General features: G+C 43.5%; 10 protein-coding genes. 5 read left to right on the forward strand and 5 right to left on the reverse strand.

Annotation, left to right across the window (positions count from 1 at the left end):
- Positions 1-16: 16 nt before the first annotated feature.
- Together NI455_RS07935 and ndhC are read right to left on the reverse strand one after the other, a co-directional pair.
- Positions 17-697 (reverse strand): NuoB/complex I 20 kDa subunit family protein, encoded by a 681-nt coding sequence (locus NI455_RS07935; RefSeq protein ID WP_253113442.1) that lies wholly within the window; start codon positions 695-697, stop codon positions 17-19.
- A gap of 6 nt (positions 698-703) precedes the next feature.
- Positions 704-1249, reverse strand: coding sequence for an NADH-quinone oxidoreductase subunit A (gene ndhC, locus NI455_RS07940; protein ID WP_004280779.1), 546 nt, complete (start codon positions 1247-1249; stop codon positions 704-706).
- A gap of 572 nt (positions 1250-1821) precedes the next feature.
- Between ndhC and NI455_RS07945 the strand changes: the two genes are divergently transcribed.
- Entirely contained in the window at positions 1822-2178 is a 357-nt protein-coding gene (locus NI455_RS07945) for a hypothetical protein (RefSeq protein WP_180039025.1), read from the forward strand.
- 68 nt (positions 2179-2246) lie between these two features.
- Here NI455_RS07945 and bfmS read toward each other — a convergent pair whose 3' ends face one another.
- Entirely contained in the window at positions 2247-3920 is a 1674-nt protein-coding gene (gene bfmS, locus NI455_RS07950; protein WP_253113444.1) for a sensor histidine kinase BfmS, read from the reverse strand.
- Positions 3921-3962: 42 nt separating this feature from the next.
- Positions 3963-4679 carry a response regulator transcription factor BfmR gene (gene bfmR / locus NI455_RS07955; RefSeq protein ID WP_004280782.1) on the reverse strand — a complete coding sequence of 239 codons (717 nt, stop codon included), beginning with the start codon at positions 4677-4679 and terminating at the stop codon, positions 3963-3965.
- A 567-nt stretch (positions 4680-5246) separates the two neighbouring features.
- Between bfmR and NI455_RS07960 the strand changes: the two genes are divergently transcribed.
- The 4 genes from NI455_RS07960 to NI455_RS07975 all read left to right on the forward strand — a co-directional run bounded on the left by NI455_RS07960 (position 5247) and on the right by NI455_RS07975 (position 10420).
- A complete protein-coding gene (locus NI455_RS07960) occupies positions 5247-8084 on the forward strand; it encodes a ribonucleoside-diphosphate reductase subunit alpha (protein ID WP_180086405.1) in 2838 nt (945 codons plus the stop codon).
- Positions 8085-8227: 143 nt separating this feature from the next.
- Positions 8228-8356 (forward strand): hypothetical protein, encoded by a 129-nt coding sequence (locus NI455_RS15605; RefSeq protein ID WP_257225578.1) that lies wholly within the window; start codon positions 8228-8230, stop codon positions 8354-8356.
- A gap of 226 nt (positions 8357-8582) precedes the next feature.
- The gene (locus tag NI455_RS07970; RefSeq protein ID WP_219308621.1) at positions 8583-8819 is read left to right on the forward strand and encodes a DUF2188 domain-containing protein; all 237 of its coding nucleotides are present in this window, start codon (positions 8583-8585) and stop codon (positions 8817-8819) included.
- Between the two features lie 317 nt (positions 8820-9136).
- Positions 9137-10420, forward strand: a complete 1284-nt coding sequence (locus NI455_RS07975) for a ribonucleotide-diphosphate reductase subunit beta (protein WP_004645882.1) — start codon at positions 9137-9139, stop codon at positions 10418-10420.
- A 99-nt stretch (positions 10421-10519) separates the two neighbouring features.
- On the opposite strand, the gene NI455_RS07980 is transcribed toward NI455_RS07975, so the two are convergent.
- Complete coding sequence (locus NI455_RS07980) at positions 10520-12661, reverse strand: TonB-dependent receptor (RefSeq protein ID WP_253113447.1); 2142 nt, start codon at positions 12659-12661, stop codon at positions 10520-10522.
- Positions 12662-12706: the final 45 nt, after the last annotated feature.

The following is a 12706-nucleotide window of genomic DNA, read 5'->3' on the forward strand; positions in this document are numbered from 1 at the left end:
CAACCTGTCGTTTAAATTATTTAATTTCATCCATAGAGCGTAAGTTCTTCACAGCAACACGCTGGTCTTTCTTACGGTCACGTTCCGGCATCATCTTTGGCTTATACACTGGCTTAAGATCATCACCGATCACCGCAGAAAGCGGACGACGCTCTAGTTGAATCTGGTCTTGCAACAGCATCAATGCCTGAATCAAAGCTTCAGGACGTGGTGGGCAACCTGGAATATACACATCGACCGGGATGATTTTATCCACACCTTGTACGACTGAATAAATATCGTACATACCACCTGAGTTGGCACATGCACCCATTGAAATGACCCATTTTGGTTCAAGCATCTGTTCGTACAGACGCTGAATTACTGGCGCCATTTTTACGAAGCAAGTACCCGCTACAATCATTAAGTCCGCCTGACGCGGTGAAGCACGGATAACCTCGGCACCAAAACGTGACAAGTCATGCACGCCGGTCAAGGTCGTTGCATATTCTACGTAGCAGCAAGATGTACCAAAGTTAAATGGCCAAACTGAGTTTTTACGACCCCAGTTGACTGCTGTATGTACCACATCCTCTAAGCGAGTCATGAATACATTTTTATTCACTTCTTCTTCTAGCAACGGATCATCTACAACAATACGTTCCTGAAGTGGATATTGGTCAGCATTCGGATTCGCACGGGTTAATGTATATTTCATCCCGTCTTACTCCTTATCAGATAATTGAGTTTGTGACTTTTTCACAAAACCAGATGATTGAGCCGGGATTTGACCCGTTGGATCCATCACCAATTCTTCAATCGAGTTGAAGCGCGTAATTTCTGCAAGATCCATATTTGGCGAACCAATCTTAGCTTTAATTCCTGCTGCCTTACGTCTGTCTGAAGGTGCCCAATTGAGTGCGCCTGTCGATAATTCGTAAATCAAACCAACAAGTAAAACTATGATAAAGATAGCTGCAGTTGCAAAACCAATCCAACCTACCTCACGAACAGAAACTGCCCATGCATATAGATAAAGTGCTTCTAAATCAAACACCACAAAGAAAATTGCAACTAAATAGAACTTTGCAGACAAGCGGATACGAGCTCCACCTGCGCTAACTACACCTGACTCAAACTGCTCCTGCTTGGCACGGCCCCATGATTTACCCCCGAGGAGTAATGGGACAGTCAGCATAAAGACGCATAAAAATGTAACGCCGATCACGAAGGCAATAATTGCCCATTCGTATGGAGTAATAGCACTCATGCGGGGATAACTCCTGGCAGGCCTATTTGTTAACAAAGAATGTATGTATTGGCCTTCAAATACACCAAACACAAAATTAATCCCGCCAATTGTACCTGATTTTGGATTTCACTTGCTAGTTTATAAGCCTTAGTCTTTGGGATGATTTTTTAGACATTTCAGCATTTAATTTGACTTTAATCATTCAGAATTCGTTTTAATCGTTTTCCTAAATTAAATTTTAATTATCCATTAATTTTTCTATAAAGAGCACTTCCAGAAAATAGGCTGATCGATGAGCTGCTTTTCTCGCCCACCCATTTAGATATAGTCCTTTTCACTATTGAATCCAAGTTAAATCGGATAAAAACTTATTTTAACAACTATTTTTTCTTTCAAACTATTTGATTTAACTTGATATTTAATGTGATTTTTTACATCTAACTGTTGCTTTACCCCCTGCAGCTACTTGGTAATCTTGGATTGGCAATTGTGTCTTTTTGCAACATGCTCAACGGACTGATTCAGAATATGTTATTTCTATTTCTAAACCACATCATGACATTAATAAAGTAACAATAAGGAGTCCTTGCATGTCTCTACGCTTTTCCCATAAGCCGAATTATTTTTTATTTGCTCAATTACTGGTTCGACATATAGAAAATTACATCCAGAAAAATCCTAATATAAGCCAGGCAGCTTTTGACTTACGTGACATCCACGCACTTTTTCAAGAGGATCACGCTTCCTCCAGCATCAATCTGGATGGCATTATGAATATCGCTGACGAATATAAAGTCGAAACCTTATCAGGTGACCAGAAACTGATTCAGCGCTATAACGTCGATGCGAAAAACACCAAACTATTGATCGACTTTAATCCTGAAGCGCTACAAAGCTTAAAAGAGGGCAAATCCCTCATTGAACCTGATGCGACCATTCAGGAATAAAATTTCTCCCAATAAAAAAACGATGCCGATGCATCGTTTTTTTTATGACTAAAATCATTCCCACAATATCAAGCCAAATGATCACTCGCTTCCTCAGGCTTTTTTTCTAGCATCTTGCGCTTACTCTTCTTGACATAACGCTGTGCCGGCCAGGTCATGGTAAAACGCGCGCCACCCAGGGTCGGACTTTGATCAACCTGAATCGTGCCACCAAACCAGTACGCAATCCGACTGACAATCGACAAACCTAAACCATAACCACCCGAAGCACGGGTACGGCTATCATCCAGTCGGGCAAAGGCTTCAAAAATTCGGGCACGATCTATTTCCGGAATCCCCGGCCCGTCATCTTCTACACAGACATAGGCTTGACCGTCCTGATCCAGACCGCCACTAATCAAGATCTTGTTATCGCAATAACGGATGGCATTCCCCACCAGATTCTGAATTACACGATGCAGATAACGACGCTCCGCCTCTACCGTGACCGCAACAGGCATTGGATGTAATTCAATGATTTTTTGGGTTTTTAGTGCCTCAGTTTCTTGTGCCACCTGATTCAGTACGTCATACAGATCAATTTGCTCAAACTCAATCGACGGCATGCCCTGTTCCAGTTTGGCATAGGTCATGATCTCATCAATCAAGGTATTCAGCGCTTCAATGTCTTTATCAATCTGTTCAACCTGTTGCAGACGATAATCATAGTCATCTTCATCCGCCATCATTTCCACACCAAAGCGGATCCGTGCCACCGGTGTACGCAACTCATGCGACACCGCACGCATCAGCTCACGCTGTGCTTCGATCAAACGCTGGATATGATCTGACATATTGTTATAGCTAGAGGCCAGTGTAGACATCTCATCACTACCTTCTACAGGCAGACGCAATGACATGTTACCCGATTTCATTTTGTTTAAGGCATAGCTGACTTCACGCAACTTACGCTGCATTGGCACAAGTAGACCATAAACACCCAGACTCAACACAAACAGGCTTAATAAGGTAATACCGGTCGCCAACTGGAATGGCATCCAGTTAAACAAGGGTACCGGCCCCATGACCAATACTTGCGAGGTCGAACCAGGAATCGGTGAAATAATTGAAATTGTGGTACCACGAATAGAGGCATTGTCGCGGTATAAAATGATGCTGTGATCCAGACGCAGACGTCCGATTTGCTCGGAGTCTAAAGGTAGATTCTGGACATTTTCGATAGAAACCGGATAAGAAAAATAATCCTGAATACGAGCCAGATATTCTTTTTCCTGACCTGGATAGTAGACCAGATAGTCCAGGATAAAGACTGGTAAGGCCTTCATCTGGCGCTCAGTAATACTGTCGGCCTTAATATAAAGGTAATGACCCGGGTCATCGCGCAGCCCAACCACAATATAGGCAATACCTGATTCGGCGTCCCAACGCACCACCGCCTTACGTTCGGCAATACGGCGCCCTTCAGCACGGGTAATGTCGACCTTGCTGGCTTCTACATAGTGAATGGGCAATTCCAGCAAATCGGAGGCATCAGAAACCCAATCCATTTTTTGCTGGAGATTTGGCTGGCGTGCAACCCCCTCACTGATGATATATGCCATACCATCAGTCAGGGATTCGCGATATTCTTGCGCACGCTGATAGTTGATAATCTGTACCAACAAATAGCCGAACACCGCCACCAAGACGACAAGGATGACGAGTCCTGCGTATATACGCAAAAATATACTGTGTTTAAACACCTATAATTTATCCTGCTTGTTCAAGCAACAAACCACATTTGCTTAAAGACCATTGGTCTCTTTAACAAAAAGATAACCCTTACTACGTACTGTTTTAATACGCTTCGGATTTTCTGGATCGTCACCGATTTTTGGACGGATACGAGAAATACGCACATCGATTGAACGGTCTTGGCCATCATATTCGATACCACGTAAACGCTCGAAAATATCTTCGCGAGAGAGAATACGGCCAGCATTCGATGCAAGCAACCATAACAGGTCATATTCTGCGCTAGTAAAATCAACCAGATCGCCATTTAAGGTCACTGAACGACCGCCGTTGTCGATGACCAGATCATCAAATTCGATGCGCTGTGCCACTTCATCTTCAGGTACCTTATCAGTACGGCGCAATAATGCACGAATACGTGCCAGCAATACACGCGGCTGAACAGGCTTAGCGACATAGTCATCTGCACCCATTTCCAGACCTAAAACCTGATCCATGTCTTCAGTACGCGCAGTCAACATCAAAATCGGCTGATGATAATGTGGACGCACTTCACGGCAAATGGTCAAGCCATCAGCACCTGGTAACATTACATCCAGCACCACCATATCTGGCTGCTCGGCAATAATCCGACGAATGGCACGGTTACCATCCGGCTCTACCCCCACCTCAAGTCCGTTACGGATGAGGTATTCTTGCGTTAAACGAGCAAGACGCTCGTCATCTTCAACAATTAAAATCTTGGGTAACTTTTCTTCTTGGCTCATGTATTGCCCCTTATTTGGTGGATCTACGCTATAGGCGTATCCTTTTGAAATCCAATAGATACGTTTTTAATATGCTTGCAATATACACACGTTTACATTGTAAACAAGATAGCGTTCACCAAACTGATACATCAAGATAGCATTTTGTAATATTTTATCGTGCATTTTTTGGACAATTATGCTTGAAACAGTGGCTTAGATCTGATTTGCGATTTACACAACTATTACATGGACAAAATATGACTGCTTGATTCAGCACTTTTTAGTTATCCACAGTGTTATCTATAAGCACTTTCTTTTGACTTTGTTATGCTATGCCTTGCCTGATAAGGCTTATACAAAAATCAATAAAAATAGCGATATTTTTACAAGGATTAAAGCACAACTTAAGAAAAATATTTAGCTAAATGTCAATATTGATCTACCCTAAATTTTCCCGTATCTTGTGTTCAATTAATTTTAAAACCACTAGGTCTTGTGTTTATTCCTCAAACACTGTGGCATGAATTTTGCCCAGTTCAAACGGTCTATAAACATAAAAATAGATGACAACGGAGCTATGCTAACATGAGCGTAATCACTTCAACTCCTGGTCAACTTCAGGTGATTAAACGCACCGGTGATGTTGCCGCTTTTGATGCAGAAAAAATTTCTGTCGCAATTGGTAAAGCGTTTTTGGCGGTTGAAGGCCAACAAAGCGCTGACTCGAGCCGGATCCATGATCGTATCGAGCAACTGACGGAAATGGTATTAAATACCTTTAAACGTCGTTTACCTTCTGGCGGAACGATTCATATTGAAGAAATTCAAGACCAAGTTGAACTTGCGCTAATGCGTACGGGCGAACAGAAAGTTGCACGCTCTTATGTCATTTACCGTGAACAACGTTCTGAAGCACGTAAACAGTTAGGTGCTCATCATCACCCGACCCTGCAAATTACTGATGCTGAAGGCAAACTCAAGCCACTAGATTTAAGTGCTTTAACTGCGCATGTTACTAAAGCAGCAGAAGGCCTTGAAGGGATTGATGTACAAGCGATTGTCGATGAGACCGTGAAAAACTTGTACAACGGCGTAAAAGAGTCTGACATCTCGACCACGATGATGATGGCGACCCGTACCCGTATCGAGCAAGAACCTAACTATACATATGTGACTGCACGTTTATTGCGTGATGACCTGGTTGCGACTGGTTTGAAATTCCTGGGTCTACCTGTAGATACAGTTGAAGGTGATGCGCTAGAAACTTACCTGAAAAAAGGGATTGAGCTTGAGCTTCTTTCTCCAGAGTTGTTGAACTTTGACCTGGCGAAACTGGCTGCTGCGATTCAACCGGAACGCTCTAACCAGTTTACTTACTTGGGTCTGCAAACTTTATTTGACCGTTACTTCATCCATTCAGATGGTGTACGTTTCGAACTTCCGCAATTGTTCTTTATGCGTGTTTCTATGGGCTTGTCGCTCAATGAAGAAAACCGCGAAGACCGCGCGATTGAGTTCTATAACTTATTGTCTAGCTTCGACTACATGGCTTCTACGCCGACCCTGTTTAACTCAGGTACGCTACGTCCACAGTTATCGAGCTGTTACTTGACTACAATTGATGATGACCTGTACGACATCTATGGCGCAATGCGTGATAACGCAATGCTGTCTAAATGGGCAGGTGGTTTAGGTAATGACTGGACGCCAGTTCGTGCCTTGAACTCATACATCAAAGGTACAAATGGTAAGTCGCAAGGTGTTGTTCCGTTCCTGAAAGTGGCGAACGATACAGCTGTTGCGGTGAACCAGGGCGGCAAGCGTAAAGGTGCAGTTTGTGCATACTTAGAAACTTGGCACCTCGACATCGAAGAATTCCTTGAACTGCGTAAGAACACTGGTGATGACCGTCGTCGTACCCACGACATGAACACTGCGAACTGGGTTCCTGACCTGTTCATGCAACGTGTATTCGAAGATGCAGAATGGACTTTATTCACGCCTTCTGAAACACCTGATCTGCATGATTTGACCGGTGCAGAATTCGCTGAGCGTTATGCACATTACGAAGCGATTGCCAAAGAAACAAACATGTTGCACAAGAAAATCCGTGCAAAAGATTTGTGGCGCAAAATGCTGTCTATGCTGTTTGAAACTGGTCATCCGTGGATCACATTCAAAGACGTATGTAACCTGCGCTCACCACAGCAACACGTAGGTGTAGTTCACTCGTCTAACTTATGTACAGAAATTACGCTGAACACCAGCAAAGAAGAAATCGCGGTATGTAACCTTGGTTCGATCAACCTGGTACAACACGTTCAAGGTGGTGTTCTTGATCGTGAAAAACTGGCACGCACGGTTAAAACTGCGGTTCGTATGCTCGACAACGTGATTGACATCAACTACTACGCTGTTCCACAAGCACGTAACTCGAACCTGAAACACCGTCCGGTCGGTATGGGTATCATGGGCTTCCAGGATGCGTTATACGAAATGAACCTTGCCTATGGTTCTGATGCTGCAGTTGAGTTTGCTGATGAATCTATGGAAGTGATTTCGTACTACGCGATTTCAACATCTAGCGATTTGGCTGTTGAACGTGGTACATACGAAACCTTCAAAGGTTCATTGTGGGATCAAGGTATCCTGCCAATCGACTCGCTTGATCTGGTTGCGAAAACCCGTCCAGAACGCATGTTCGAAGTAGACCGTACTCAACGTCTGGACTGGGATACTTTACGTGCCAAAGTTCAAAAAGATGGTATGCGTAACTCGAACGTGATGGCAATTGCACCGACTGCAACGATTTCAAACATCTGTGGCGTGTCTCAATCTATTGAGCCAACCTTCCAGAACTTGTATGTGAAATCAAACCTGTCTGGCGAATTCACCGTGATTAACCCGTACCTGGTACGTGCGTTAAAAGAACGTGGTCTTTGGGATGCGGTAATGGTCAATGACCTGAAACACTTCGAAGGTTCTGTTCAGAAGATTTCCCGTATTCCTGAAGAGCTTAAAGCAATCTTCGCGACTGCGTTTGAAGTTGAAACTCGGTGGATCGTAGATGCTGCTTCACGTCGTCAAAAATGGATCGACCAAGCGCAGTCTCTTAACCTTTACATCGCTGGTGCAAACGGTAAGAAACTGGACATCACTTACAAAATGGCCTGGTTACGTGGTCTTAAGACGACTTACTACCTACGTGCATTGGGTGCGACTTCTGCCGAGAAATCAACCATTAACACTGGCGCATTGAATGCAGTTAAACCTGCAACTGTTGCGGCTCCTGTTGTAGCAGCAGCTCCTGTCGTTGAAGCGCAAAAACCGGAAGCTCCTGCAGAGGAAGAAGGTTTTGCGCAAGCGGCTCCAGTGCCAATGGCATGTTCAATTGACAACCCTGATTGTGAGGCTTGTCAGTAATTGACGAGTTTCTAGAATCCCCCTAAATCCCCCTTTTATAAAGGGGGACTTCCAGAAATCAAAATAGGTGGATGGAAGCCCCTCCTTTATTAAAGGAGGGGTTTGGGGAGGATTTAGAATTTAATACAAATAAGGAAACCTCAATGCCCCATATGACTCACAACTACATGTTAGGACTTGCGGCATTGCTGATTTCCTTTGGCATTACCTTTTATTTACCAATTGCTTATTTCTGGCTCAAAGTTCGCCAGCAGCGTAAACAAAATAAGTAGTTTTCTTTAGACGAATTACTTCTTTTGATTATGTCAGCAGATTAGCTGATTGTCGAAAATGAAAAAAGGGAACACCGCGTCAACGATGCTCCCCTTTTCCCTAAAGATCATTAGGCTGTCTTTAGGGCGATAACTTTTTTACCAAAAAGCTAGGGAATATTCTGAACTAGTTTAAAGCAATCGTCAAATTAGCCTTTGTTGAAAGCTCAAATTTAGGAGTATTCTCATGAGCAAATCAAATGACCGCATGGTATATCAACGTGGAAATGAATGGGTAAATAAAGCAAATGGTAATTCTACCGCTTCATCCATTCACTCAACACAACGTGATGCAATAAACTCAGCTAAAACTATGTTAAAAAACTCTGGCGGAGGAGAATTGACAATCAAAGGTACTAATCAATTGATTCGTCAAAAAGACACAATTTCCCCAGGAAATGATCCAAGAAACATAAAAGGCTAATTTATCTCTTAAAAAACAACCTCGATTTAATCGGGGTTGTTCTGTTTTTAAAAAACTATAACCGATTGATTTTATTATTTTTTTCAACGGAAAAACCAATAAAGAAATTCTACTTAAAAAACAAAAGAATAGAAGAACCATAGTCGTTTTTTCATCAAAAAAAATCTTATTACCTATTAAATTTTCGCGATCAAAACTACAATACATTCCAAATTTATTAAAAACTAAATCGCCTCGCTTAACAAATGTTCGTTGTTTCTTTAAACACCAGATAGTCCAATGTACATAAGTGAAGCGTATAATTTGAGAGAATTGATATGTCTATCCTAAGTTGGGACGATTTCGAAGATGATTCGCAAAAACCGGCTGCACCTGAACAGCAGCCTGCGCCCGTCGAGCCGCAAAAAGCGACTAATTCACAGATGGTATCTGATGCAGGCAACGCATCGCCGGATGTGGCAGCTGCACAACCCCTTAGAGCCACTCAAAACCGAGGATCAAATCCAACCGATTCGCTGGCAAGAGCATCTGCTTCCCTAGAGCAGCTTGATGTTGCACCGGGTCTGGAAGAGCTTGAAATGGGTGCGCAACGCGTTCAGGTTGATGACAAGGCGATGATCAACTGTCGTGCAGACTTGAACCAGCTTGTTCCATTCAAATACGAATGGGCTTGGCAGAAGTATCTGGACGGATGTGCAAACCACTGGATGCCACAAGAAGTGAACATGAACCACGACATTGCGTTGTGGAAGTCTGAAAATGGCTTGACTGAAGATGAACGTACCATTGTGATGCGTTCACTTGGTTTCTTCTCGACTGCCGATTCACTGGTTGCAAACAATCTGGTACTGGCGATTTACCGTCATATTACCAACCCTGAATGCCGTCAGTACATCTTGCGTCAAGCGTTTGAAGAAGCGATTCACACACACGCTTACCAGTACTGTATCGAGTCGTTAGGCATGGATGAAGGCGAAGTCTTCAACATGTACCGTGAAGTACCGTCAGTTGCACGTAAAGCTGCGTGGGGCCTGAAATATACTCAGTCTTTAAGTGATCCTACATTCAAAACCGGCACACCTGAAAATGACCAGATCCTGCTTCGCAACCTGATCGCGTTCTACTGTGTTCTTGAAGGTATTTTCTTCTACTGTGGTTTCAGCCAGATCCTGTCTATGGGCCGTCGTAACAAGATGAATGGTGTTGCCGAGCAGTTCCAGTACATCCTGCGTGACGAGTCGATGCACCTGAACTTTGGTATCGACATGATCAACCAGATCAAGATCGAAAACCCAGGTTTATGGACCACTGAATTCCAAGAAGAAATCATTCAGATGATTCTTGAAGGCACCATGCTGGAAATCGAATACGCACGTGACACGATGCCACGCGGCGTACTTGGCATGAATGCGGGCATGATGGAAGAATACCTGAAGTTCATTGCTAACCGTCGTCTGGCGCAGTTAGGCTTGCCTGAACAGTTTGCTGGTGTGAACAACCCGTTCCAGTGGATGTCAGAAATGATGGACTTGCGTAAAGAGAAGAATTTCTTCGAGACGCGTGTAACAGATTACCAAACTGGCGGTGCGTTAAGCTGGTAAGGTTTTTTACCGTCACGCGACACATAAGTTGTCATTTACGACTCATAGTTTGTCATAAAAAACCGCCAATACTGGCGGTTTTTTTACATCACATAACAATTAAAATTCTTTTGTCACACTCAGACCAGCACTCCAGTTCCGCCCTTCTGCCGGCTCATAATAACGTCCTTCTGGTCTACTACTTTCATTAACAATCACCGAACCAGAATAATCTTTATCAAACAGGTTATCGACACGCGCAAAAGTATTCACCGCCCAATCTTGCATTTTCCAGTGATAACCTACATTGGCACCAGCGACTGTGTAGCTTGGTGCAGTATCAGAATTTAAGTCGTTCACATAAATCTTATCGGAGTAACGTACATCGAGTCCTGCGTGTAAGCCACTTTCAGGCTTCCAGCCCATACTTATAAATGCCTGATTTTTGGCAATCCCCGGAATATAGTTTCCGGCTGCAATAGCGGCAACCGTACCGATTGCGGGAATTTCAGCATCAAAAGTAGCATCTATATAGCTATAGCTAGCTTGAGCAGTGAGATCACGCCAAAGGTTTTTGTTCCAGGAGAGTTCAACACCTTCTCTTAAAGTTTTATCGGCATTACGGAAAGTCGCACGTCCTCCCTCACTTCCTGCCGAGACAATGTCATTTTTAGTTTGGGTCTGAAAAACTGCAACAGTAAAATCACCTAATATATTTGCAGACTTCAACCCCATCTCATAGGTTTCACTTTCTGCTGCTTTTAAATTAAATGTGCGGCTACTACCATCCGCTGGATAAGCCATTTCCGTAAAAGTTGGAGTTTCAAAGCCTTGGGCATAGCTGGTATAGGCCATAAGTTCAGGTAGAATTTGCCAACTTAGAGCCAGTGAAGGTAGTAATTTCTCATAAGTAGTTTTACCTGAGTTATTACCATTTCTATCGTCTTCCTCATCAGCATCAACGATATAGTAATCTTTGGTTTTGAAATGCACATTGCTATAACGTAGCCCTGCATCTAAAGTCCAATCGGGAGCAAAGTGATAAGAAGCTTGCAAATACGGATCTAAATTCCACAGGGTATTATCTTCATCTCGACGCAGTTCACCTTTAACCCCCAAGCGATCACCTAAAAAGTTTTGATAGCCTTTACGGTCTTCGGTCATGGCATCTACGGCGACACCTGCAATCAGTTTGGTATTGGGCAGAATATCTTTACCCGTCCAGCGTAAATCTGTCCCATAAAAATTACGGTCAAAATCAATCACGCCACCCGCATGATTAACTCCACCTTGTGCTGTACGAGGAATCGACTGATATTGCGTGACTGCGCGCTGTCCCCAGTAGGCCATACCATACAGTTCATGCTGATCATTGATCGGTTTATTCCAGGTCAAACCTGTTTGCAGCTGTTCAATGTCTTTACGTGCATTATAAAGAAGGACGTTGGTCGCGACCTGTCGGGGATTGACCTTCCACTGTTCTCGGGTTAAACCGCCCGGATCATCCGCTGCAATTTTAACGTAGTTATTCATCCAGTTGATTTTAGAACCATCTTCCAGATCCCAAGTCAGCTTGGCATTATGCAGAACTTTATGTGCACTGCTGTGGTCACGGTAACCATTGGTATCAAAATAAGAGGAGCTAATGACATAGCTTGGCTCTGAAGCATTCTCTGAACCGCCTTGCAAAACCAGCTTGGTCTGCCCTTTGTTCTGGCTCCCTGCAGAATGCCCCAGTTCAATTGAGTCAGCGCCTTGCCCTTCCCTTGTGGTGGTTAAAATCGTTCCTCCGGAAGAGTTGCCATACAGTGATGAAAATCCACCACCCAATACTTCAATATGGTCCAGACTATTCAAGTCAATATTCGAGGTTTGCCCCTGTCCATCCGGCATTGTTGCAGGGATTCCATCTACATATAAACGCACACCACGCACACCAAAACTGGAACGTGCCCCAAAGCCTCGCATCGAAATTTGTAGGTCTTGGGCATAGTTTTCACGATTGTTTAACTGTAATCCCGGAACGCCTTTTAATGTTTCCGAAAGATTCACATTCATGCTGTTATCTTGTTCTTGATTCAGATAATACACTGACGCCGGTGTGGTCAATCGCTCCCGATCTGTACGGGTCGCTTGAATGACAATCGTGTCTAACCTTTGGACTTCTTGTGTATCATTTTCTGCATAAATATGCTGACCTACGCAAGCAATCAGGCAGGACAAGGTCGATCTCACGAATGGAAATTTCGGGCTTTGATACATAAATGACAGGCCTTATTTGAAAGTGGTTTAATGCGGCAAATACCT

Source organism: Acinetobacter lwoffii, from assembly GCF_024129435.1.
Classification (GTDB): Bacteria; Pseudomonadota; Gammaproteobacteria; order Pseudomonadales; family Moraxellaceae; genus Acinetobacter; species Acinetobacter lwoffii_F.